This is a genomic window from Sphingomonas sp. BL-S-29, assembly GCF_055521495.1.
The window spans coordinates 2,080,873-2,103,564 of record NZ_CM145482.1; the positions used below are offsets into that span (position 1 = coordinate 2,080,873).

The 22,692-nt window shown below is 66.2% G+C and carries 21 protein-coding genes and 1 riboswitch; of the genes, 4 read left to right on the top strand and 17 right to left on the bottom strand.

What is annotated here, in order from left to right; translation table 11 throughout:
- Positions 1-27: 27 nt before the first annotated feature.
- The 5 genes from ACZ1I2_RS09970 to ACZ1I2_RS09990 form a co-directional block, all read right to left on the bottom strand.
- A complete protein-coding gene (locus ACZ1I2_RS09970; RefSeq protein ID WP_465169849.1) occupies positions 28-741 on the bottom strand; it encodes a cellulose synthase operon protein YhjQ/BcsQ in 714 nt (237 codons plus the stop codon).
- Positions 738-1,019, bottom strand: coding sequence for a hypothetical protein (locus ACZ1I2_RS09975; RefSeq protein WP_465169848.1), 282 nt, complete (start codon positions 1,017-1,019; stop codon positions 738-740). The genes ACZ1I2_RS09970 and ACZ1I2_RS09975 overlap by 4 nt, the downstream gene beginning before the upstream one ends.
- Before the next feature lie 554 nt (positions 1,020-1,573).
- Positions 1,574-3,157, bottom strand: coding sequence for a sulfatase family protein (locus tag ACZ1I2_RS09980; RefSeq protein ID WP_465174233.1), 1,584 nt, complete (start codon positions 3,155-3,157; stop codon positions 1,574-1,576).
- A gap of 94 nt (positions 3,158-3,251) precedes the next feature.
- Positions 3,252-4,229, bottom strand: a complete 978-nt coding sequence (gene epsC / locus ACZ1I2_RS09985; protein ID WP_465174232.1) for a serine O-acetyltransferase EpsC — start codon at positions 4,227-4,229, stop codon at positions 3,252-3,254.
- 183 nt (positions 4,230-4,412) lie between these two features.
- Complete coding sequence (locus ACZ1I2_RS09990) at positions 4,413-5,462, bottom strand: Gfo/Idh/MocA family protein (protein ID WP_465181659.1); 1,050 nt, start codon at positions 5,460-5,462, stop codon at positions 4,413-4,415.
- 201 nt (positions 5,463-5,663) lie between these two features.
- Here ACZ1I2_RS09990 and ACZ1I2_RS09995 point away from each other — a divergent pair, with 201 nt between their 5' ends.
- The 4 genes from ACZ1I2_RS09995 to ACZ1I2_RS10010 all read left to right on the top strand — a co-directional run bounded on the left by ACZ1I2_RS09995 (position 5,664) and on the right by ACZ1I2_RS10010 (position 11,228).
- The gene (locus ACZ1I2_RS09995) at positions 5,664-6,746 is read left to right on the top strand and encodes an LLM class flavin-dependent oxidoreductase (RefSeq protein WP_465174230.1); all 1,083 of its coding nucleotides are present in this window, start codon (positions 5,664-5,666) and stop codon (positions 6,744-6,746) included.
- 62 nt (positions 6,747-6,808) lie between these two features.
- The gene (locus tag ACZ1I2_RS10000) at positions 6,809-7,570 is read left to right on the top strand and encodes a phytanoyl-CoA dioxygenase family protein (RefSeq protein ID WP_465174229.1); all 762 of its coding nucleotides are present in this window, start codon (positions 6,809-6,811) and stop codon (positions 7,568-7,570) included.
- Positions 7,571-7,572: 2 nt separating this feature from the next.
- Positions 7,573-8,811 (top strand): MFS transporter, encoded by a 1,239-nt coding sequence (locus tag ACZ1I2_RS10005; RefSeq protein WP_465177157.1) that lies wholly within the window; start codon positions 7,573-7,575, stop codon positions 8,809-8,811.
- A 101-nt stretch (positions 8,812-8,912) separates the two neighbouring features.
- Positions 8,913-11,228, top strand: coding sequence for a TonB-dependent receptor (locus ACZ1I2_RS10010; RefSeq protein WP_465169842.1), 2,316 nt, complete (start codon positions 8,913-8,915; stop codon positions 11,226-11,228).
- Between the two features lie 100 nt (positions 11,229-11,328).
- On the opposite strand, the gene ACZ1I2_RS10015 is transcribed toward ACZ1I2_RS10010, so the two are convergent.
- From ACZ1I2_RS10015 to ACZ1I2_RS10070, 12 genes are all read right to left on the bottom strand, one after another.
- Positions 11,329-11,895, bottom strand: a complete 567-nt coding sequence (locus ACZ1I2_RS10015) for a transcriptional regulator (protein ID WP_465174228.1) — start codon at positions 11,893-11,895, stop codon at positions 11,329-11,331.
- A gap of 30 nt (positions 11,896-11,925) precedes the next feature.
- Entirely contained in the window at positions 11,926-13,122 is a 1,197-nt protein-coding gene (locus ACZ1I2_RS10020; RefSeq protein ID WP_465169840.1) for a DUF2252 family protein, read from the bottom strand.
- A 143-nt stretch (positions 13,123-13,265) separates the two neighbouring features.
- Entirely contained in the window at positions 13,266-13,784 is a 519-nt protein-coding gene (gene cobU / locus ACZ1I2_RS10025; protein WP_465174227.1) for a bifunctional adenosylcobinamide kinase/adenosylcobinamide-phosphate guanylyltransferase, read from the bottom strand.
- Positions 13,781-15,250, bottom strand: a complete 1,470-nt coding sequence (locus tag ACZ1I2_RS10030) for a cobyric acid synthase (protein WP_465174226.1) — start codon at positions 15,248-15,250, stop codon at positions 13,781-13,783. Before ACZ1I2_RS10030 ends, cobU begins: the two co-directional genes overlap by 4 nt.
- Entirely contained in the window at positions 15,238-16,176 is a 939-nt protein-coding gene (gene cbiB, locus ACZ1I2_RS10035; RefSeq protein WP_465174224.1) for an adenosylcobinamide-phosphate synthase CbiB, read from the bottom strand. The genes ACZ1I2_RS10030 and cbiB overlap by 13 nt, the downstream gene beginning before the upstream one ends.
- Positions 16,169-17,140, bottom strand: coding sequence for an aminotransferase class I/II-fold pyridoxal phosphate-dependent enzyme (locus ACZ1I2_RS10040; RefSeq protein WP_465174223.1), 972 nt, complete (start codon positions 17,138-17,140; stop codon positions 16,169-16,171). Before ACZ1I2_RS10040 ends, cbiB begins: the two co-directional genes overlap by 8 nt.
- Positions 17,137-17,856 carry an adenosylcobinamide-GDP ribazoletransferase gene (locus ACZ1I2_RS10045; protein ID WP_465174222.1) on the bottom strand — a complete coding sequence of 240 codons (720 nt, stop codon included), beginning with the start codon at positions 17,854-17,856 and terminating at the stop codon, positions 17,137-17,139. The genes ACZ1I2_RS10040 and ACZ1I2_RS10045 overlap by 4 nt, the downstream gene beginning before the upstream one ends.
- Positions 17,853-18,422: a histidine phosphatase family protein gene (locus tag ACZ1I2_RS10050; protein ID WP_465174221.1), complete on the bottom strand. Its 570-nt coding sequence runs from the start codon at positions 18,420-18,422 to the stop codon at positions 17,853-17,855. The genes ACZ1I2_RS10045 and ACZ1I2_RS10050 overlap by 4 nt, the downstream gene beginning before the upstream one ends.
- Complete coding sequence (cobT, locus tag ACZ1I2_RS10055; RefSeq protein ID WP_465174220.1) at positions 18,419-19,435, bottom strand: nicotinate-nucleotide--dimethylbenzimidazole phosphoribosyltransferase; 1,017 nt, start codon at positions 19,433-19,435, stop codon at positions 18,419-18,421. The genes ACZ1I2_RS10050 and cobT overlap by 4 nt, the downstream gene beginning before the upstream one ends.
- Positions 19,432-19,839 (bottom strand): DUF1636 domain-containing protein, encoded by a 408-nt coding sequence (locus ACZ1I2_RS10060; RefSeq protein WP_465174219.1) that lies wholly within the window; start codon positions 19,837-19,839, stop codon positions 19,432-19,434. Before ACZ1I2_RS10060 ends, cobT begins: the two co-directional genes overlap by 4 nt.
- 22 nt (positions 19,840-19,861) lie before the next feature.
- Positions 19,862-20,410, bottom strand: a complete 549-nt coding sequence (locus ACZ1I2_RS10065; protein WP_465174218.1) for a hypothetical protein — start codon at positions 20,408-20,410, stop codon at positions 19,862-19,864.
- A complete protein-coding gene (locus ACZ1I2_RS10070) occupies positions 20,410-22,368 on the bottom strand; it encodes a TonB-dependent receptor plug domain-containing protein (RefSeq protein WP_465174217.1) in 1,959 nt (652 codons plus the stop codon). The genes ACZ1I2_RS10065 and ACZ1I2_RS10070 overlap by 1 nt, the downstream gene beginning before the upstream one ends.
- 140 nt (positions 22,369-22,508) lie before the next feature.
- Positions 22,509-22,692: riboswitch (cobalamin riboswitch) on the bottom strand.

Here is a 22,692-nt window from a genome sequence, read left to right on the forward strand (position 1 = left end):
ACCATTGCAACACCCGTGCGGCAAAGGTCACTCCACCGACTCCGCGGGGATCAGCTCGCAGCGCCGTTCGACCGCTGCCGCCATGGCGCGCAGATCGGGCAGAACCACGCTGTGCGGCGCGTACCGGACGATCGACTGGAATGATGCGAGCGCCTCGTTGACCGCCTCGTCACGACGCACCGTCGCGATCAGCCTGGCGCCAAACAACTCGCTCAGGAAAACCTTGCTGTGTCGCGACAGCCGGCGGGTATCGTCGATCTGGTTGAGCACGAAGGCCGTCCCGCTCAGCTCGATGGTCGGCGTGCCGGGCTCGACCTTCGCCAGCGCGGCCAACGAGGCCGGCCGCGGCATCAACGTGCACAGATGGAGCGCCGCAAAAGGCAGCAGGCGATGCTTCAGCTCGATGTCCGCCGACGCTACATCGGCGATCACCACCCGGCCAGGGCCAAACAGCGCGCCGTGCCCGTCGCGAATCACATCGGCAAAGGCTGGCGCGCGCGACGCAGTGTAACCGGACAGCAGCGTCACGCCCTCGACAACCACCTTGTCCTCGTGCGGGTCGTCGATGCGTGGCAACTGGTCGACCGGCTTCAGCCCGAAACACAGCTTGAGCGCATCCGCGTAAGTGAAGTCGATCGCCGTGACGTCATGGCCCCGCTCCGCCAGCCCGAGCGCGAGATGGGCGGTGAGAAAGGTCGTGCCGACGCCGCCAGTGGGCGAGTGGCACAGGATCAGCGTCACGGTCGCGGGTTCGACAGCGTCTGGAGGAAAGCGCGCAGACCCTCCTCCGCCTGTCGGACATCGCCACTGCGCGCGGCAACCGGATTATCATAGCCAGCGAAGAAGCCGACCGGGTCGTCGCGGACCGGGGTGTCGATCGCCCGGCGCCGCTTGCCCGTCACGCGCTCGTCGACGAGCAGCGCCTCGAACAGCGGCCAGGGTTCCAGGTCGGCAATGGCATCGGCAAACTGGCGATAGCGGAAGTCAGGCCGCTCTAGCTTGTCGAGAAGCGAAGTCACGTCTGCGCGCATAATCATCCCACCCTTTAACGCCGCGCATCAGGTATCCTCTCCCATCGCTTTGTTACACGCTCTTTACAGGAACGTTCTTCTCGCCGTTCACTGATTGTACCCGATCTGGGCCGCTCAAGCGATTTAATGGCATTGGCCGTGCAATATTTTGCGACGACCCGCCCTCTAGAGATATAACCATTTCGGCACAATCTTTATTATCGAGGTTGGAGTCAATCTTATGATTCCGTTAGGAAGTTCGGTTCCGGGGTTATGGGTCGAGGCGCTTCTTTTCGGGGGACGTGCGGAGGTATGATTCTCGTAAACCATGCGTCGCTGCCCCAGGCTGCGCTGACAGTTTGTTGCTTTGAGATCGACGCGATCCGAGTCCGCATGAGCCGTGTCCGGAGCGATGTCGTACCGGCGTCGACCCGACTACCGCGCAAAAATTCTACGCGACTCGGCGGCGATCAGCCGAGTCGCCGATGATTCGGCTCGCCCTGCTTTCTACGGCCGCACGACCAGCCCAATCCATGTCGCCCGCCTCCAGTCGATCGCGGCCCTCAGCGGTAGCGCAGTCGCCGTACCATGGCGGCGAGCTTTTTGGCCGGCGGACGAAGGAAGCGGTTGGGAAAGGGCGCTCCTTTCGGCCCGTTCGGATCACGCAGCTCGTTGCGTTCACCGGCATCCGGGCTCAGCGGAATCTGCATTCCCGCCGTCTCCTCGAGCTTTGCGAAGAGCCTCGTGCTCATGCGCTCGGCGAGTTCTTCATGGCCTGGCCGTGCGAGGAGGTTGTCCGTTTCCCTCGGGTCGGCCTGAAGGTCGTAAAGCTCGTCGATATCCCAGATGCCGTGGAAATGCATATATTTGTACCGGTCTTCCCGTAGCGCATGAACGGTCGGCGTCTGCGGAAAATTGCGCTCCCAATAATATTCGTAGAGGAGTTCGGTGCGCCAGGGGATCGTCTTGCCCTGCGCGAGCGGCAGGGCGTTGGCGCCGGCCATCGAACCGGGCGCAGCCAGGCCTGCCGCCGCGAGCATCGTCGGCGCCACGTCGATATTGGCGACGACATGGTCGACCGTGCCGGGGCCGAACAGGGCAGGGCACCGCGCCAGCATCGGGACTCGCATCGAATCCTCATAGGCGGTGCGCTTGTCGATCAGGCCGTGCTCCCCGAACTGGAAGCCGTTGTCGCCCATATAGAGGATCAATGTGTCGTCGAGCTCGCCGCGCCGTTCGAGCAGATCCATGATGCGGGCCAGGCCCTCGTCAACCGCCAGCAGCGTCTCCATGTACCGCTTGTAATAGTCGCCGACGTCCAGCGTGCCGTGATAGGGATAGTCGACGCCGTGCCAGCTGTTGCGCTGGTTCTCCACCCACATCGGGCGGCCCGGCGCGCCGGCCTTCATCGTCTCGGGGTAGCGGAAGGTTTCTTTCGCATAACGGCCCGCATGTCGCGGCGCGGGAATGAACTCCGAATGCACCGCCTTGTGCGCGAGATGCATCATCCAGGGCCGCTTGCGATCGCGCTTGCCGATCCAGTCCAGGGCATAGTCGGTGAGTTCGTCGGTGATATAGCCCTTTTGCGGCACGTGCCTGCCGTCGACGTTCAGGCCGTCCTCGCTCGGCCAGTAAGTGCCCTGTCCCTTGAAACTGACCCAATGGTCGAAGCCGGGCTGCGGCGTGTCGGTCTCGGCGCCCATGTGCCATTTGCCGATAAAGGCGGTCTCATATCCGGCGGCCTGCAGATATTGAGGATAATAGGTCAGGCCCGGCGGGATCGGGTGGTTGTTGTCGACCACCTTGTGCTGGTGCGCATAGAGGCCGGTGAAAATCGAGGCCCGCGACGGCGAGCACAAGGCGGTCGTCACGAACGCGTTGCGAAAATGCACGCCTTCGCGCGCTAGCCGGTCGAGCGTCGGCGTGTCGCCGAAGTCCTGGGCCTTCATGAACCCCATGGCGTCGAAGCGGTGGTCGTCGGTCAGGACGACCAGAATGTTGCGCGGGCGAACACGGGCGTTTCGCTTCAATATGAGCGACTGGCGCTGCGGAACGGCCGCTGTCGCGCCGGCCGCCCAGCTGAACAGGCCGAACGCGCCGCCGCTCCCGGCAAGCAGGACGCCGCGGCGGGTTGGATCGTCGTTCATGCTCATCCTCATTTTTCGCCGGTGGCGCGCCCGCTATACGCCATCGCGGACAAGTTCCTCAAACGCCACCGGTTCGGTCCGAGCCTGCCGGTCGTTACGCCGCCGCTTTCCCCGCCCGTGAGGCCGAAGCCTCGGTGCCGGGCTCGGCAAATAACAGGCGTTCGCTTCTCGCCTGGCTGATGGTGCTTCCCGCCGGAATGCTTTCGGTAAGCCACACATTGCCTCCGATGGTCGATCCGCGCCCGATCGTGATGCGACCAAGCAATGTCGCGCCGGCATAAATCACGACATCGTCCTCGATGATCGGGTGCCGATGAAGGCCCTTTTCCAACGCGCCGTCGGCTGTCGTCGGGAAGCTGCGCGCGCCGAGCGTGACCGCCTGATAAAGCCGAACACGCTTGCCGATGATCGCTGTCTCGCCGATCACGACGCCGGTTCCATGATCGATGAAGAAGCTCGATCCGATCTGCGCGCCCGGGTGGATGTCGATGCTTGTCTTCGAGTTGGCGACTTCCGCAATGATGCGCGCCACCAGCGGCGCGCCGAGGACATGCAGCCGATGTGCAAGACGGTGATGGATGATGGCAAGCATGCCGGGATAGCACAGCAGGATCTCGTCGACGCTTCGCGCTGCCGGGTCGCCGGCATAGGCCGCTTCGAGATCGGTATCGAGCAATTCGCGAAGACCGGGCAGTGACGCGGCGAAAGCGCCGATGATGCGAGCCGCGTCGTCGGGCACCGGCGGCAGTCCCTCCGCGCTGAGAGCATAGGCACATTCCAGCCGAATTTGTCCGTACAGCCGGCGCAGCGCGATATCGAGCGTCTCGGCGACATAGGCGTCCTCGTTTTCGAGGCGCACGAAATTGGGACCGAGGCGTAACGGGAACAGGGCCCCGCACAGGATGCCCATGATCTTGTCGATTTCGATCCGCGACGGAAAACCGACCGCGCCATATTCCGCATGGCGCTTCTGCGCGGTACGCCACCGCGTGCGTGCCGCCTTCAGGCCATTGGCGATGTCGTCGAGGTTCCAATAATCGCCATTCGTCGGTGCGTCGTCGTCGACGGACATCATGTATCTCCGACATATGTCCGCCGTAGCGGGGACAGGCTGATCATGAAGGAACGAACAGAAACTCCCCTAATTTGATAGAGATTGAAATCAAGTTTACCTATGCCTTGCAAAAGGCAAATCCATCCCGGGTGACAGTCGTGCGCCGTCCGCGCTCAGCGAAAACGCCAACGCGATGGCGCTTCAGGGTTCCAGGCCCAGTTCCGTCATTTCCACGACGCGGTGCTCACGGGCGCTGATCTCGGCCGCGACGCCGATCGCAACGGCGCGCAGGCCGTCATCGGCAGTCACCTCGACCGGTCCCTTGCCGCGGACAGCCCGGGCGAATGCCTCGTGTTGATAGAAGGTGGCGCCGTGATGCGATCCGGCGGCCATCGCCGTCTCGTCGACGGCGACGGTCTCGCGCTCGACTGCCTTTTGTGCGCGAAAGCCGACGCGTGGGGAAAAGACGAGGTCGCCGGGCGGGACGATGACGTCGAGCCGCGCGGTGTCGCCGGTCGCGACGATTTCTTCCTGATGCTCGGCGCCATCCGCGAACATGCACAGGTCGAGCAGCGCGCGCACGCCGTTGGAGAAATCGACCACGGTATAGCTGTTGTCGATGATGTCGGGGCGCTCGCCGCCATATAGTTCGTCGCGGTGGTTGACGTCCATCGCACCCGAACAGAACACACGGACTGGTTCGGCCTGGATGATCAGCCGCATCAGATCGAAGAAATGACAGCATTTCTCGACCATCGTGCCCCCGGTGTTGCGCGAGAAACGGTTCCAGTCGCCGACCTTCACCAGGAACGGGAAACGGTGCTCGCGCATCGCCAACATCTGCAGACGGCCGATGCGCCGGGCATGAACATCCGTAATGAAGCGCGCAACCGGCGGCATGTAGCGATATTCCATGCCGGTCCAGACCGGCGCGGTATGCGACGCCGCGCGATCGGCGATCCAGCGTGCATCCGCGAGCGTCGTCGCCAGCGGCTTTTCGCACAGGATGGCGAGACCGCGCTCGAACAGGGGAAGGATGGTTTCGCGGTGCGTATTGTTGGGGGATGCGATCACGACCGCGTCGACCTCGCCCTTTTCCGCCAGCTCTTCGGCCGTGCGAAAACGTTGGGGTCGCGCGTCGCCCAGCGACGCGTCGGCCCAGCCGAGCGAGGTCTCGACCGGATCGGCGATCGCGGTGATGACGGCATTCGGCAGCAACCGGATGTTCCGGATATGCTCGCATCCCATCATGCCGGTGCCGACGATGCCGTAACGGATAAGCTCTCCCACCCTGTCGTCCCTTGTGCCATGAGCGCGCATGCTCGCGCGTGGTGATGAATCGCGCCCGCTCGGCAGGAGTGGGGCTTCCATCTCCCCGCTGGCATGGGGCATGGCGCGATTCAAGGGCGAACGGCGCGTCCGGCCTGAAGCATCGATCGGAGAATATCTGCCATGAGTCCGTGCGAAGTCAGCTGGTTCTCGGCGCTGTGCGACGACGATTACGAGTTTCTCGGCGTGCCCGATCCGAAACTGCAATCGAGCTGGGAGCATTGCCGCGATATCGTGCTCCAGGCCGAGAGCGGCGGGTTCGACAATGTCCTGCTGCCATCCGGCTATGCGCTGGGCATCGACACCACTGCCTTTGCCGCGGCGATCGCGGCACTGGTCCGGCGCATCCGGCTGCTGATGGCGGTTCGGATCGGCGAGAGCTGGCCGCCCCAGCTCGCACGCCAGATCGCGACGATCGATCGCATCCTCGGCGCGGGTGCGGGCGGGCAGGGGCGTCTCACGGTCAACATCATCTCGAGCGAGCTGCCCGGCGAGTCGCTGGCGAGCGGACCGCGCTACGCGCGCACCGTCGAGGCGATGCACATCCTGCGCACGCTGCTCGACGGCAAGCCGCTCGACCATGATGGCGACTTCTGGAAACTGAAGCTCGACCCGCCGCGCATCGGCACGGTTTCGGGCCGCGCGCCCGCATTCTATTTCGGGGGGCTGTCCGAGGATGCGCGCGAGGCCGCCGCGAAAGGCGCCGATGTCTATCTGATGTGGCCCGACCGGATGGACGCGGTGCGCGAAACGATCGCCGACCTGCGCGCGCGTGCCGACAAGGCCGGTCGCAGCCTGCGCTTCGGCTACCGTGTGCATGTCGTGGTGCGCGAGACCGAGGCGGCCGCGCGGGAGGCGGCGGATCGCCTGTTGTCGCGGCTCGACGATGCGGCGGGTGCCGCGATCCGCGCCAAGTCGCTCGATTCCCAGTCGGCCGGCGTGCGCCGCCAGGCCGAGCTGCGCGAAGCGGCTGGCGGCGAAGGTTATGTCGAGGACAATCTGTGGACCGGCATCGGGCGCGCCAGATCGGGCTGCGGCGCCGCGATCGTCGGCGATCCCGATCAGGTACTGGCCAAGCTCGAGGCGTACAGGGCGGCCGGGATCGAGGCCTTCATCCTCTCGGGCTACCCGCATATCGCCGAGGCCGACCTTTTCGCGAGGCACGTCCTGCCCCGTCTCGACCATGGGCCACTGGTCATAGCATAGCCGCGTCGCCGCATAGAAAATCTCCGCTAGCCAATGCCCGAGGCGCCGCATAGCGTCGTCGCATGGAGACGGATCAGGCGATAACGGCGCACGCCGGGACTTTTGCGCGCGACGGTTATGCGGTGTTTCCGGCCATCCTCGCGGGGGATCTGCTGGATCTGTTGCGGGAGGAATGCGACCATTTCGTCGCGCGCGAAAATGCCCGGATGGATGCGGCCGGCGTCGATGCGCTTGGGCTCAGCCATCGTGGGACCCGCTATTTCGCCAACGAATGCCAGCGCGAGCAGCCGTCGTTGCGCCGGATGCTGTTCAGCCGGACGATGGCGGACATCTGCCGGGCGACGCTCGGCCCCGACGCCTATTTCTTCTTCGATCAATATGTCGTGAAGGGGCCGGATCGCGGCCTCGCCTTCAGCTGGCACCAGGATTCCGGCTATGTCGTCGGCAATGGCGGGCCACCCGACCATCTGCCTTATCTCACTTGCTGGTGTCCGCTTGACGACACGACGGTGGAGAATGGCACGGTCCGGGTCATTCCCGGCAGCCATCTGGATGGTATCCGCGCCCATGGCCGGCAGGCGGCAACCAATGATCTGGCGGTCGCGACCGGAGATGAGGGCGTCGCGATCGAGGTTCCCGCCGGCAGCGTGGTCGCTTTCTCCAGCCTGTTGCTCCACGCGACCGGCGCGAACCTCAGCGCTGCGCCCAGGAGGGTCTATCTCGCGCAATATACCGCCGAGGCGATGCTCAATCCGGGAACGCGCCAGCTTCGGCGCAATGCCGTGCGAATTCTCCAGAATGGCGAGCAGGTCACCTTCGCGTGATCATGTCGCCGCAGCGCCGCGCGCTTCTGTTCGCGCTGATCCTCACCGCGGGCATTCTGAACCTCGTCGACCGGCAGATCATCTCGATCCTCAAACCCGTCATCAGTGCCGATCTTCACTGGTCCGACAACGACTATGGAACGCTCGCCGCCTGGTTCCAGGGCGCTGCTGCCGTCGCTTTCCTGTTCACCGGCACGATCGCCGACAAGCTCGGCGTGAAATGGGCCAATCCGGTCGGGGTCGCTGCGTGGAGCGTCGCGGCCATGCTGCATGGCTGGGCCAGCAGCTTCACCCAGTTCGTGCTGTGCCGCGTGGCGCTTGGCGCGACGGAGGCAATGGGCACGCCGAGTGGCGTCAAGACGATCGCGACGATCTTCCCGCCAAGGCTTCGATCGACCGGTTTCGGGCTGCTGAACGGCATCAACAGCATCGGCGCGATCGTGACCCCCCTGTTCATTCCCGCGGTTGCCGCCCTGTGGGGCTGGCGCTCGGCTTTCGTCGTCGCGGGCATAGCCGGATTGCTATGGGCCGGAATCTGGTTGCTGGTGACTCGTGGCCTCGACTTCGGCGCCACGCCGGAAGTCGCACCCGATACCGAAGCAACCACCGAAACCTATGGCCCGATCCTCACCGAGCGGCGGACCTGGGCGATCGCCGTCGGCAAGATCCTGTCGGATTCGACCTGGTGGCTCATGCTGTTCTGGATGCCCGATTTCTTCAACCGGCAGTTCGGCTTGACCGGCACCGCGCTTGGGCCGCCGCTTGCCATCGCCTATACCGGCGCCGCGATCGGCTCGCTCTGCGCCGGCGCGATTTCCAGCGCGCTTCTCGGGCGCGGCTGGAGTGAGAACCGGGTCCGCAAGGGCGTCATGTTCGTCTCGGCGCTGTGCGTGGTGCCGGTGTCGCTGGCGCTGCATGTCGAAAATTACGGACTGGCGGTCGCGTTACTCGCCCTGGCACTGGCCGGACATCAGGGCTTCTCGACGACGCTGTTTGCGCTGATCGCCGACGTGACGCCGCACGACAAGGTCGGGCGGGTCACCAGCTTCGGGGCCTTTTGCGGGAATCTCGGCGGCATGGCGATCGCCAAGATCGCCGGGCTCGTTCTTGCGGCGGGCCTTGGCTACGGCCCGTTGTTCGCCTTTGCCAGCATTTCCTATCTCCTCGCGCTCGGCTGGGTTCACCTGTTGTTGCCGCGCATCCGCCGGGTGGGGTGCTTAATTCCCCGGTCCGGCGGCTGACGGCCGGTCCGCCGCTACAGGCGAGGGAAGGAAAACTTTCTTCTCCCACTAAATAGGTAGGGTAATGGCCGCCGACAGAGTCCAAAAAAAGGGGTAGATCGATGACCAGCCAGCGTTCGAAATTCATCGCCTTCACATTGCTCGCGACGAGCGGCGCTCTGGTGCCGGCAATGGCGTGGGCCCAGTCCGAAGCGCCTGCCGCCGTCGAAGAGGCGAAGAGCGACGATATCGTCGTGACCGCGCGGTATCGTTCGGAAGCGGTCAAGGACGTGCCGATCGCCATCACCGCGATCAGCGGAGAATCGCTTGCCGAGCGCCAGCTGAACAATCTCCAGTCGATCGCGACCTCGGTCCCCTCGGTCGAGTTTCGCGCGGGCTCCTCGAACAAGGATCGTACCGTCTTTATCCGCGGCGTCGGCACCATCACCACCTCGCCCGGTGTCGAGCCATCGGTATCGACCGTGCTCGACGGTGTCGTGCTGACGCGTCCGGGCCAGTCGACGCTGGATCTGGGTGAAGTCGAGCGGGTCGAGGTGCTGCGCGGGCCGCAGGGCACGCTGTTCGGCAAGAACGCGTCGGCCGGCGTCGTCAACATCGTCACGCGCAATCCGACCGAGCAGTTCAGCGCGTTCGGCGAGGCGGGTCTCACGACCGACGAGGAATATCGGCTGAAAGCTGGTGTCTCGGGCGCGCTCATCCCGGGCAAGCTGCTCGCCCTGATCGGTGGCCTCTACACCAAATGGGACGGGAATGTCCGCAACCTGGCCACTGGCCATGACGTGAACGGGTTCGAACGCTATGGCGGCCGCGGCAAGCTGATTTTCACCCCGAACGACGATCTGAAATTCACGGTCGTCGGGGATTATCTCCAGTCGCGCGATACTGTGCCGACCGCGATCTACGCATCGACCTCGCAGACGGCCTATCCGACCAACGTCGTCACCAACTCCGCGGCTCTTGTTGGGCTGCTGGCGGGCGCCGGGGTCGTGCCGTCGCGCGACAACCGCACCATCTCCTCGTCTTTCGATTCGGACGTCCGCGACAAGAATTTCGGCGCATCGCTTACCGGCGAACTCGCGCTCGGCGACTATCATGTCACCTCGATCACGGCCTATCGCAAATGGCTGAACCATCAGCATCAGGATTTCGACGGCATCTCGACGCTCGCGGTCGGCTTCCCGCAGGGCGAGGATTTCGGCGATGTGGATTCCCGCCAGTTCTCGCAGGAACTGCGGCTCACCTCGCCCAAGCAGGGCCTCATCGACTATGTGCTCGGCGCCTATTATCTCCATGCCGATACCGATGAGCGCTATCAGCGGACGATCACGACCCTGCCCGGGCCGCTCACCACGGTGGGCATCGCCAATTACGGCGTGACCAACGACAATTACGCGCTGTTTGGTGAGGCCAACGTCAACTTCACCAGCTTCTTCCGCGGCATCGCCGGCTATCGTTCGACCTGGGACGATGTCGATTTCTACCATGTCCGGACGTCGACCAACGATCCGACCAATCTCGGGGCCGCGGCGCCGGCGGTCGATCGACCCGGCATTCGCGGCTATCACAATGCCACCGGCTCGACGAGCCGGCGCGGCGACAGCTACCGGCTTGGTCTCCAGCTCGACCTGGGCGAAAACGCGCAGACCTATTTCACCTATTCGCGCGGCTATAAGGGGCCGGGCTACAACGTCTATTTCAACATGCGCTCGCAGCTTGTCGGCACGGCGGTGCTGCCACTCGATGAAGTACCGCTCCAGCCCGAAACCTCGAACTCCTACGAAGCTGGCATCAAGGGCAACACGTCTGACCGCAGCTTGAGCTACGCCCTGGCGGTCTATTCGACCAGCTTCGAGGGTTATCAGGCGAACTTCGCCGATACGGTCGGCGGGCTGCAGGTCACGCGGCTGATCAATGCCGGTTCGGTCCGTTCGCGCGGCGCCGAGGCCGACGTGACGCTCCGGCCGACCAAGGGCTTCACGGTCGATCTGTCGGCTGCCTATACGGACGCCAAGGTAGTGAATTTTAACTGCCCGGTCGGCGCCGCGGTGAGCTGCAACATCAACGGCCAGCCCCTGCCGTTCGCTCCCAAGGTGAAGCTCTACGGCAACGCCGCCTATCGCTTCCCCGTGACGGATACGCTCAACCTCGAACTCCAGAGCGACCTCTCGTTCCGCAGCAAGACGCAATATTCATTGTCGGAAACGAAGAACACGATCGAGCCATCGGTTGCGATCTGGAACGCCAGCGTCGCCGTCCTGTCCGGCAGCTCGGGCTGGCAGGTGCGGGCCTATGTGAAGAATATCACGAACACGCATTATTCGAGCTTCCTCGGCAATGGCAGCGCCGCCGGCACCGCGCGCTTCGTTCCCCGGGATGATCAGCGCTATGCGGGTCTATTGCTGCGCAAGGACTTCTGAGCTCAGCGGGCAGAGTGCGGTGGGGCGGTCTGGATCGGGAACACCGCCTCCACAGCGTGACGGCTTCAGAGGATTGATTACTCCTCTGCCAGCGCGCGGATCACATGCGGCCATCTGGCCACGCCATGGCCAAATCCCGCGCGGCGTCCCGCGCCGCGAGCCAACGCTGATGCTCTTCCTTGGCGTCGGGGAGCGCGCGGTGGGCGCGCGCCGTATGAGGCGGGAGAACAGCCATGGATTGGACTAGGGTGTCCAAGGTTGAGGCCCGTTGCTCCGGCGGCCCGAGGCCTTCGAGGATCGCGGCAGCCGTTTCGCGGATCGCGTCGTCGGTGTCGCGAAGCCGCAAGCTGTGCCGTGGATAGCCGGCCGCGCGGAGCAGAACGCTCAGCCATTTGCCATCCCAGGAGGGCGCGCTGGCAAAAAGATCGTGACCGGTCAGCTGGTCGATCATCGTCGCGGCAACGATGTCGTGAGCCCAGCCGCAACGGATCAGGGCCGCGCGATCGATCCGGTGGATCGCCTCGGCGCTCTGATCCCAGTCGTCCCATCCGGGGGCGGGTCGGATCAGGTAATCGGCAGATCGGCTATCCTCGAATACCCACGCCACTTCGATCGGCACGCTCTTCCTGCCGAGCGACGACGCCTCGAAGTCGAGAAAGACCTTCATCGGCGCACGCGCCCGGCTCGGACCCGGTGCTCAGGCCGCCTGGGCAAGCGCATAACGGCGGCAATGCTCGAGATAACCTGCCTCATGGCTCGCCGTGAGATCGACGACGCTGTCCCACAACCAGGTCGGCGCGTCGATGCTGCCACTCTGGCGCCGGCCGATGGCATCGGCCCAGTGCGCCCGCGCTGACCTGTCCATTTGGCGCGCATGCGCGACCCCGACGACATAGGCGAGATAGCGCGCGGCCCGCGTCGCTTCGCTGCTGGAGAATTGTTCGATCTCCAGCTTCAGGTCCTGCGGAAGGAGTTCGCGCAACACCATCGGCGTGCCGAGCAATCTCGTCGCCAGCATGCGCTCGCCCAGATTGGGTGCCAGGGCTGCGGCCCCCGTCACCACGCGCACCGCATGATCGCGCGGCATGTCGGCATCTCTGGCGGCAGGCGCCGCTGCGGCGACTGCCTCCTTGAGGTCGATCAGGGCATATTCCGTGGGGGCTTTTTTCGAGCCGCCGATCGCGACCAGCGCGGCGAAGCGTAGATTGCCAAGCGAACTGCAGCCCTTCTTCCAATAGGCGGCGTCGACCAGGCGCACATGGTGCCCGTCCTCGCGCCGGTTGAGCGACAGGATCATGGCGATGACCGACGGCTCCCGGAACAGGGTGTCAAGCGCCGCGCGCTCCTCGTCTTCCAGCGCCCAGAATTTTCGACCGAGCGGCAGGCGAGGCTCGACGTCGCTTAGCCGTTCGTCGGCGAGATGGCGCCAGCGGCGCCCAAGCGCTCGGCGCCGCACGGCCCGGATGATATTCGGCTCTGGCGCCAAGTCTGCATCGCCTTCTGCCATGGCATGCGTATAGCCTTCCACCATTTCCTCGATCATCCGCGCCGTGGTGACGCCTGGCAGGTCCGACCCCCGCGCCGCAGTCGCCAGGCTCAGGCCGAGTCGGATGAGGTCGTGCGCCGGATTGCCGATGACGCTTTGGTCGAGATCGCGGACCTGGACCGCGACGCCCCCGTCCGCATCGGCGACCGGACCCAGATTGCCGAGATGGCAGTCGCCGCAGATCCAGATCGCGGGCCCCTTGGGAAGCCGGCGTGCCGCGCGCGACTGGGCTAGCCATTCGTAGAATTTGACAGTGTTCCCGCGCACAAAGGCGTGAGTGGATCGTGCCATCTTGAGCGCGCGGCTGCGTTCGAGTGTGTCCAGCCTTCCATCGGTAATCGAGTTCATCGACGCTCCTTCGACACAGTGACACCTGCACAGAGTGCAGCAACGCGCCAGCAACAATAATGTCGCCTGCGACCTGCATCGTGCTGCGTGATGAGATGCGGCGGTCTCCCAAGCCTGACGTTCAAGCAAGTGGCGGCGCGATTCTACGGTCGCTTCAGCGGCATTGGGAGGCCGGCTGCGATGAACACGACTTCCTGAGCGGCGGCCGCGACCGCCTGGTTCACGCGCCCGGCCGCGTCGCGGAACCGGCGGGCCAGCGCATTATCGGGCACGATGCCGAGCCCGACCTCGTTCGAGACAAGGATGAGATGCCCGTCGAACCTGATGATCGAGGCGCAAAGCGTGCCCGTCGCAGCGTCGATTCCCTCATCCGCCAGCATGATGTTCGTCAGCCAGAGGGTGAGGCAGTCGACCAGGACAACGCTTCCCGGGCCCGACTGCGCATCGATCGCCGCAGCCAGTTCGCGCGGTGCGTCCACCGTCTCCCAGCGCGCGTCCCGGTCGGCACGATGGCGGGCGATGCGGTCGCGCATCTCGTCGTCCCAGGCTTCGGCCGTGGCAATATAGACGTGCCGCCCGTCGATCGCCTCCGCGCGCTGCTGCGCATAGCGGCTCTTGCCGGAGCGAGCGCCGCCAAGGACGAAGAGGCTGGTCGAGGTCATTGCGGTAAAGGCTCCGGCGTGACGGCGAGACGCAGCAGCGCGTCGATATCGATATGGCGTTCGAGTTCGGCGGCGATCTCGTCCAGCGCCGCATCGACATCGCCGGCATAGTCGATGCCCGCGCCAGCCACGTTCAGCTGCGCGAGCAGGGCATGGCGCAGCTCCGCCGTGGCCAGCAGCCCGTGCAGATAGGTGCCGATCACGCTGCCGTCCCGGCTGATCGCACCGTCGGGCGCGCCGTCGTCGAGACGGGCGAAGGATCGAGCGGCATCGGGGCCCTCGGTCAGCCCCATATGCATCTCATATCCTTCGACGGGTGCGCCGAGCGCCTCGCCGCGGACATGGCGCAGCACCTTGGCGGGGGAGAGGCTGGTGGCGACGTCGAGCATGCCGAGCCCCTCCACGCTGGAGGCGGGTCCTTCGATGCCGAGCGGATCGGCGACGCTGCGTCCAAGCATCTGGTAGCCACCGCAGAGCCCCAGGATCATGCCGCCGCGGCGATGATGCCCGAATATGTCGATGTCCCAGCCCTGGGCGCGCAGAAAGGCAAGGTCGGCGATCGTCGCCTTGGAGCCGGGCAGGATCACCAGCGCAGCCTCGGCCGGGATCGGCTTGCCCGGCGGGACCATGACCAGTTCGATGCCGGGCTCGAGCTTGAGCGGATCCAGATCGTCGAAATTGGAGATGCGCGGCAAGATCGGGCAGGCCACGATCCTGCGTCCCGCGATGCGAGCGGCGGCGCGTTCCAGGACCACCGCATCCTCGCTCGGCAGCCGTGCGGTGGCGGCAATCCAGGGCACGATCCCGAACCCGCGCCAGCCCGAGCGTTTCTCGATCTCGCGATAGCCGTCTTCGAACAGGGCAGGGTCGCCGCGGAACTTGTTGATCAGGAAACCGCGGATCATCGCGGCATCCTCCGGATCGATGACCGCGCGAGTGCCGACGATCGAGGCGATCACGCCGCCGCGGTCGATATCGCCGACCAGCACCACCGGCACCTTGGCGGCGCGGGCGAAGCCCATATTGGCGATATCGCCGGCGCGCAGGTTGATCTCGGCAGGAGAGCCGGCGCCTTCCACGACAATGACGTCGCATGCTTCGCTGAGGCGCCGGTAGCTCGCCAGCACTTCGCCGAGCAATCGCCCGCGCGCTTCCCGGAAGTTGCCGGCGCGCAGGACCCCACGAACCTGGCCGTGGACGATGAGCTGCGAGGTGCGGTCGGCCTGGGGCTTGAGCAGCACCGGATTCATGTCGGTGTGCGGCTCGACCCGGCAGGCGATCGCCTGCAGTGCCTGCGCGCGGCCAATCTCGCCGCCGTCGGCCGTCACCGCCGCATTGTTCGACATGTTCTGGGGCTTGAACGGACGGACGCTGAGCCCGCGATTGGCGAAGGCGCGGCAGAGGCCCGCGACCAGCACTGACTTGCCGACGTCCGAGCCGGTGCCCTGGAGCATCAGAGCGCCCATGCGACGCCTCCCGCGATCAGCCAGAGAAGGAGGCACGCCCGCCCATAGATTGCGAGCGCCCGGGTGATGTCGCGCGTGTTCGCGTCAACGCGTCCGTCGCCGATCCAGGGCTTGTCGTGCATCACGCCGTCATAGGCGATCGGGCCTGCGAGGCGCAGCCCCAGCGCGCCGGCCATCGCCGCTTCGGGCCAACCGGCATTGGGCGAGGCGTGCTGAGCGGAATCGCGCCACAGCGTCCGCCAGCCGCCGGCACCGGCGATGCAGAGCAGCACGCCCGAGAGACGGGCGGGGATCAGGTTGAGCAGATCGTCGGTGCGTGCCGCCGCCCAGCCGAACGCGCGCCAGCGTTCCTCGCGGTGCCCGATCATCGAGTCGGCGGTGTTGATCGCCTTGTAGACCCAGACGCCGGGCAGGCCGAACAGCAGCAGCCAGAAAAAGGGCGCGGTAACCCCGTCGCAGAAGCTCTCGGCGAGGCTTTCGATCGCGGCGCGGGACACGCCGGTCTCGTCCAGCGCAGCAGTGTCGCGGCCGACGATCCTGCCGACGGCCTGGCGGGCGCGGGGCATGTCGCCTGCGGAAAGCGCTGCGGCGACCGGACGGACATGGTCGAACAGGCTGCGTTGGGCCAAAGCGGGCCAGGCGAGCAGGGCCACCGCAAGCCAGCCCCAGGCGCCGAGATGGCTCAGCAGCAGGTGCTGAGCGATCCAGGACGCTCCGCCAATCGGGACGATCAGGAGCAGGACGGTCGCAATGCCAAGCAGGCGTCGGATCTCGAAGCTGCGTTCATCCCGGTTCCAGCGTCTCTCGCAGGCCTGGATCAGCCAGGCGAAGAAGCCGACCGGGTGGCCGATACGGGCATAGAGTGCGCCCGGCCACCCAATCGCCGCATCCAGTGCCAGCGCAGCGAGCGTCACCGGTTCAGCCACGGCCGAGCGCCACTTCCAGCCGCGCCAGTGCGTCGTCGGTCGTCGGGAGGCCGATGCGCAGCCATTGCGGCTGGTCGGCGAAAGGGCGGGTAAGGATAGCGTGGCAGGCGAGCTGCTCGAACAGCTGCATGCCGTCCGCAGCGTTGATGAGGCGGAACAGCGGACAGGCGCCGATAGTCTCGTACCCGGCCCTGGCGAGCACCGCGTCGAGCGCGGCGGCATCCTGTTTCAGCTGGGTACGGGTCTCGGCAATCCACGCCGCGTCGCGATAGGCGGCGGTGCCGATCGTGATTGCCGCGGCGGATACCGGCCAGGCGCCCAGCGAGCTGCGGACTTTCGCGATGAGCCCGGCAGGCCCGAGCACGAAACCGAGCCGCACCCCGGCAAGGCCGAAGAACTTGCCGAAGGAACGGAAGATGACGAGCCGGCGTGCGTCGGTGATCGCACCGGCGATGCTGAGCGCCGGATCGACATCGGCAAAGGCTTCATCGAGCAGCAACCATGCGGCGTCCGCGCGGTGGTCGGACAGTTCGACCAGGCGGTCGGGCGCGAGCACGCGGCCATCAGGGTTGTTGGGATTGGCCAGGATGAGCGTCCCGTCATGGGCATCTAGATCATCGAGCGCGATCGGCGTGCCGGCGATCATCTCACCATGCGTGCGGTAGGTCGGTCCGAGAGAGCGGGCCGGGCCGCCGATCAGGCTACCGGCGAGGCGAAGGCCAACCTCGGTGCCCGGCACCGCGCAGACATGGCGCGGATCGAGGCCGAAGCTGGCCGCCGCGGCGGCTTCGAGCTCGGCGAGCGCATGGGCCTCGGGGAGGCGCTGCCAGTCGATCGCAGGCGCATTCACGACAGGCCAGGGACGCGGGTTGATGCCCGTAGAAAGGTCGAGCCAGTCGCTCCCGCCGAAATGCCGCCGCGCCGCTTCGAGTCCGCCGCCATGCCAGGTCCAGCTCATACTCATAGGAGCTTCGCCAGGATGAGGGCGGCGAGCAGCAAGCTGCTTTCGGTGATCTCGATCCCCGCGCCATGGCCGTCGCCCGAAATTCCGCCGAGTCTGGCGCGGATCCAGGCGCCCCAGCCGAACAGGAGCAGCGGCGTCGCTACCAGACTCGGGGAGGCCCAGGCTGCGACCAGCAGGAGCAGGCCCCAGATCGCGAAGTCGATCGGCCGAACCACATTGCGGAAGCGCGAGGCGAGGCCGGAATGAAGATCGGGCAGCCAGCGCGACCAGAGCAGCGGGCCGATCCGCGCTGCGAACGGCACCAGCGCAATTGCCGGCCCGGCGCCGAGATCGACCAGCCCGTGCAACAGCACCAGCTTGGCGAGGAGCTGGACGCCGATCGCCACGGCACCAAAGCTGCCGAGACGCGGATCGGCGAGCACGGCGAGGACGCGCTCGCGGTCCTTGTGCGCCGCTCCGCAGGCATCGGTGACGTCGCCGAGGCCGTCGAGATGCAGCGCGCCGGTAACGAAGACCCACAGCGCGAGCCCGAGCAGCGCACCCGTCCAGGGATCGACGCGTGCGCCGGCCCGGGCACCGCCGGCGACGATGACGCCGACGAGGAGGCCGACCGCCGGGAACCAGCGCATCGACGCAGCGAACTCTTCGCTGCTGACCGAGAGGCGCGGCGTTGGCAGACGCGTCAGGAACTGGATCGCGATGATCAGCCCCTTCACGGGTAGACCCCCACTATTTGAGCGCTCGGCTGTTCGCCCGGCCACACCCGGAGCGAGACGAGCACGTTATACGGAAGGTCGAACGCCCAGAGCTGGCGCTGTTCGAAGCCGCACAACAGGTGCAGCGCCGCGCGGATCGCGCCGCCATGCGTCACCACGAGAGTGGTGGCCGGCTCCAGCGCGCCAAGGGCTCCCCCGACCCGCGCGACCAGGGCCGACCAGCGCTCGCCGCCGGGCGGGGGATTGGCGTCGGGGTCTTCCCAGAAGCGGCCGAGTGCGGCGGCATCGACGTCGATCGCCGCCTTGCCGTCCCAGTCGCCGAAATCAAGCTCGCGCCAGCGCGGATCGATCGCGGCTGCAACCCCGCTTATGCGCGCGATCGCATTGGCGGCACAGTGCGCGCGCTGAAGGTCGGAGGTTACCAGACGTTCCAGGCCCAGGTCACTCGCCTGATCGACGCACGCGGCGATGCCCTCGGGTGTCGATGCTTCGTCCGTGCGTCCCATCAGCCTGCCCGGCTGGGCCGGGGCGCCATGGCGCAGCAGATGGAGCGCGAAGGGATTCACAGCGAGGCGGAGACCTGGGCTTCGGCGAAGGTCGCCATCTGGTCGTGCGCGGCGAGCGCGGCACGGATCACGCTGACGGCGACTGCTGCGCCGCTTCCTTCGCCGAGCCGCATGCCGAGCGACAAGATCGGGTCGAGCCCGAGCGTCGCCAGCAACCGGGCATGGCCGGGCTCGGCCGAGCAATGGCCGGCGATGCAATGCGCGGTGATCGCCCGGTTGTCAGCTGCAAGCGGCGCGATCGCGGAACTGCTGATGAAGCCGTCGAGCACCACCGGGATGCTGAGTTGGCGGGCGCGCAGCACGGCACCCGCGATCGCGACGATCTCGCGCCCACCGACCCGGCGCAGCGTCTCGAACGCATCGCCTGGCGCGTCGGCGTGAAAGGCGAGGGCAGCTTCGACAATGCGGATCTTGCGGGCGATGCCTTCGGCATCGACCCCCGTACCCGGGCCGACCCAGTCGGCGACGGCACCGCCGAAGCTGCGCGCGCTGAGCGCCGCGGCGGCGGTCGAGTTGCCGATACCCATCTCACCGACCGTGAGCAGATCGAGATCTTCGGCGACATTCACGGCGCCGACATTCAGCGCCGCGAGGCATTCTGCCTCGGTCATTGCCGGCGCGACCGTGAAATCCGCAGTCGGCGTGTCGAGGTCGAGCCCGGTTACCTGGAGTTCGAGCCCCGAGGCCTGGGAGAGCGCGTTGATCGCAGCGCCACCGGTCTGGAAATTCGCGACCATCTGTGCGGTGACGCTTGGGGGAAAAGCGCTGACCCCGTGCACCGTCACCCCGTGATTGCCGGCGAAGATTGCGGCGCGCGCTCGATCGATCCGCGGGCGGGAATTGCCGTGCCAGCCCGCGACAAAGACCGCGAGCTCTTCGAGCCGGCCGAGCGAACCCGCGGGCTTGGTCAGCTCGGCCTGTCGGGCACGAGCCGCTGCGATAGCATTCTCGTCGGGCGAGGAGAGGGCGGCGAGCGCGGCGCGGAAGGCGGCAGGAGAGGGAAATGGGGTCATTCGGCAACGAATCCCGGAGGCGGGGTGCGGGTGATGAAATGGCCCTTCACGCCCTGTGGCCAATTCTTGAACGGCACACGGCCATGCTCGCTCGCGGCATATTCGACGGCATAGTCGAGGATCGCGCGCGCCGCGACCTCGTCAGGCGTGAAGCGGCCGAGCACATAGCCGACCTTGCTGGGTGCGCGCAGATGGACGGTACAGAAGTCCTGGCATGCGAACAGGCACGGCATCTCCTGCACCGCGACACCGGCATAACGAGGATCGCCTTCCTTCACCGCGCGGAGCGCCGCGACCAGCTTCTGGCCGCCGCGCACGCCCTCGGCATCCTCGCGCGCTTCGGTCGAATGCCTGCAGGTGTTGCAGGCGACGACCGCCGGCCCGTCCTCGACACGGGTCAGCATCGCTCGCGCTCCTGCTTCACGGTCACGCGACAGCCGCCCCGCGCTGCGGTGCGGGCACGCCGAGCGCAACCAGCACCCGATAGAGCAGGTAGAGCCCGGCCAGGATCGCGCCGTTGCGAAGCAGCTGGTTGAGCAGGATGCCCGGATTGAGGGTGGTGGCGACGCCGCCGAGGATGAAGGACCAGACCAGCACGGCCGCCTTGAAGGAGAGGAATGCCGCGGCATAGGCGACCGCCAGGCGAGCGAGCACGGGCGCGCGTTCGACCGCCCGCAGTGCCACATAAGCGCCCAGCGCCGACGCCACGGCGGCGGTGGCGAGCGCGGCAGCCCAGGCAAGCGTCCTGGGATCATGCGGATAGTGGAGCAGCGTGAAGCCGACGACCTGGCTGGCGAGCCAGGCGAGCAGCATCAGGGCGACGCCGTCGCGCTGGCGCATGTGCACCGCGGCGAGCGCCGCGAGCGCGGGAAAGGGCGTTGCGCAGGCGAGCACCAGCGTGGTCGCGGTGCTCGCTACGGTCAGCAGCACGATCCAGAGCGTCGAGGCGTTGCGGGCCGAAATCGCATTGGTCATCAGAACCTCCCCCGAATGCCGGCATAGATGCTGCGGCCGAGCGTGCCGTAGCGATAGGTAGTCATATATTGCTCGTCGAACACATTCTCGGCGCGCGCGAACAGCTTGAACCGCGGCGTGACCTCGAATTCGGCGCGCAGATCGACCAGCGTGTAGGGATCGAGCACCTGCGCGTTCGAGGCATTGTCGTAGCTCTTGCCCGACCAGCGGACCGCGGCGCCGGTCGTGAGGCCGAACGGGAAGCGATAGCTGACTGAGCCGTTGGCGGTGTCGCGCGGCCGGCGCGGCAGCCATTTGCCGAAAGTGGCGGTGCCCGGCGAGCGGTCCTCGGCCACGGTCCAGCTGTAATTGCCGTCGATTGTGAAGGCGCCGAAGCTGGCTGCCGCCTGCGCCTCGATTCCGTGTGCCTCGGCGCGCGAGACGTTCTCGTAATAGCCCGAGCGGCGGGTCGTCGAGCCGGGCTGGAAGCACAAAGGCAGGGTCGAGGTGGCGGTGCAGCTGTTGAAGATGATCTGGTCGCTGGTCTTGCGCTCGAAATAGGTCCCGCCGAAGCTGACATGGCGGCCGAACAGATGCTGCTCGACACTCGCCTCCCAGCCATGGGCCTGTTCCGGGTTGAGCGTCCTGTTCCCGAACTCGGAGAAGAGTTGATAGAGCGTCGGCGCCTTGAAGCCTTCGCCATAGCTCGCGCGCAGTGTCGTGCCGGTCTCCAGGTTGAGCACGCCGCCGGCCTGGAACAGCGTCTTGCCGCCGAAGCGGCTGTGATCATCGTTGCGCACACCGCCGGTCAGCGTCAGCCCCTTGAACGGCTGCGCGCTCAATTGTGCATAGAAGCTGGTGATCTCGGCCTTGCCGATTACCGGCGCCGGCACGGGCGTGGCCAGCGATGCGGGCGGCGACACGCTGCGGAAACGCGAGCGCTCATTCTCGGCACCGGCGAGCAAGGTCCAGCCCTTGGCGATCGCGAAGGTGCCCTGATATTCGAGGCGCTCGTTGCGGCCGGCAGCATCGAAGGTCTGCGGTCGCGCCCGACTCGGATTGTAGTTTTCGCGATCGGTGTTGGTGTAGCCATAGCCGAAGCGGTTGCGGAACCGGCCACCGAGCAGGTCGATATTGGCGCCGGCATAGCCGACGAATTCCTTGTTGCGCGAATATTCGGGCGTATCGCCGGTCGTTGCGTCGATGTCGGTGCGGCCGCTCGAATAATAGGAACGCAGGTCGAGGCTGATGTTGCTTGCCACGGCGACCTCTACGCGTGCCGACACGTTTTGGTTGGCATAACCGTCCGCTTCCTTGCCACCGAACGCCGGAGCGATGGCGGAGATGCCACCCGTGGTGAAGGTCTGGCCGCCGAGCCGCCAGGTAACGGGTCCGGTCTTGCCGCCGATCGCGGCACGCGCGCTGACCGTCTCGCGCGAACCCGTCTCGATATCGAAGCTTCCCTCCAGCGCCTTCTCCGGCCTCGCGGTCACGACATTGACCACGCCGCCGATCGCCTGGCTGCCCCACAGGATCGACTGCGGGCCGCGCAGCACTTCGATTCGCGAGGCGTCGCCGACCAGCAGATTGGCGAAATTATAGCCGCCGCCAGTCGAGGACGGGTCGTTGAGCTTAACGCCGTCGATCACCACCACGGTCTGGTCGGTCTCGGCGCCGCGGATGCGCACCGAGGTCGAGGTGCCATAGCCGCCGTTGCGCGAGATGCTCACCCCAGGCGTGCGCAGCAGCAACTCGCTGACGCCGATATCCTGGCTGCGGTCGATCGCGGCCTTGTCGAGCACGGTCACCGAAGCGGCGACCTGATCCGCGGGGGTCGGGACGCGCATGGCGGTGACGACGACCTCGCCGGCGTCCGCATCGGCGGCCGCGTCGGGCGCCGGCGCTTGCTGGGCATAGGCGATGGAGGCCACGCCGAGCGCAGCGATGGAGACGGTAACGCGGAAAACGAATTTCAACATGCAAACCCTTATTCGACAGTGCCGCGGGTCGCGCGACCGATGCCGAGCCGTTCCAGGCAAGCGACATCGGCCGCGCGCGCGCGGTCGTTATCGTCGTCGCTCGGGTTTACCCCCGTCCGCCCGGAACACCCTGTCCGCACGAAGGACGACCGCGACGGGCAGGTCTCCTGGCTCGCGGGTCTATGCCGGTCCGGCCGCCTTCTCGGGATCGCTCCCAATGGCATGTGGCCGGTGGCTCGCCGCTTACAGTTGCAGGGGCAGCCGGGTTCTTCCCGTTCCCATTTTAATCCCCGTCTCCGGGGAACCTGTCGCAAGGCGGGCCAT

Bases quoted from the DNA above. Each gene is read 5' to 3' on its own strand.
- ACZ1I2_RS10020 (WP_465169840.1), bottom strand. From the start codon at position 13,122: ATGAACTCGATTACCGATGGAAGGCTGGACACACTCGAACGCAGCCGC.
- ACZ1I2_RS10065 (WP_465174218.1), bottom strand. From the start codon at position 20,410: ATGACCAATGCGATTTCGGCCCGCAACGCCTCGACGCTCTGGATCGTG.
- epsC (WP_465174232.1), bottom strand. From the start codon at position 4,229: ATGTCCGTCGACGACGACGCACCGACGAATGGCGATTATTGGAACCTC.
- cobU (WP_465174227.1), bottom strand. From the start codon at position 13,784: ATGACCTCGACCAGCCTCTTCGTCCTTGGCGGCGCTCGCTCCGGCAAG.
- ACZ1I2_RS09995 (WP_465174230.1), top strand. From the start codon at position 5,664: ATGAGTCCGTGCGAAGTCAGCTGGTTCTCGGCGCTGTGCGACGACGAT.
- ACZ1I2_RS10070 (WP_465174217.1), bottom strand. From the start codon at position 22,368: ATGTTGAAATTCGTTTTCCGCGTTACCGTCTCCATCGCTGCGCTCGGC.
- ACZ1I2_RS10005 (WP_465177157.1), top strand. From the start codon at position 7,573: ATGTCGCCGCAGCGCCGCGCGCTTCTGTTCGCGCTGATCCTCACCGCG.
- ACZ1I2_RS10015 (WP_465174228.1), bottom strand. From the start codon at position 11,895: ATGAAGGTCTTTCTCGACTTCGAGGCGTCGTCGCTCGGCAGGAAGAGC.
- ACZ1I2_RS10030 (WP_465174226.1), bottom strand. From the start codon at position 15,250: ATGGGCGCTCTGATGCTCCAGGGCACCGGCTCGGACGTCGGCAAGTCA.
- ACZ1I2_RS10040 (WP_465174223.1), bottom strand. From the start codon at position 17,140: ATGAGTATGAGCTGGACCTGGCATGGCGGCGGACTCGAAGCGGCGCGG.
- ACZ1I2_RS09980 (WP_465174233.1), bottom strand. From the start codon at position 3,157: ATGAACGACGATCCAACCCGCCGCGGCGTCCTGCTTGCCGGGAGCGGC.
- ACZ1I2_RS10000 (WP_465174229.1), top strand. From the start codon at position 6,809: ATGGAGACGGATCAGGCGATAACGGCGCACGCCGGGACTTTTGCGCGC.
- cobT (WP_465174220.1), bottom strand. From the start codon at position 19,435: ATGACCCCATTTCCCTCTCCTGCCGCCTTCCGCGCCGCGCTCGCCGCC.
- ACZ1I2_RS10010 (WP_465169842.1), top strand. From the start codon at position 8,913: ATGACCAGCCAGCGTTCGAAATTCATCGCCTTCACATTGCTCGCGACG.
- ACZ1I2_RS09990 (WP_465181659.1), bottom strand. From the start codon at position 5,462: ATGATGGGATGCGAGCATATCCGGAACATCCGGTTGCTGCCGAATGCC.
- ACZ1I2_RS10060 (WP_465174219.1), bottom strand. From the start codon at position 19,839: ATGCTGACCCGTGTCGAGGACGGGCCGGCGGTCGTCGCCTGCAACACC.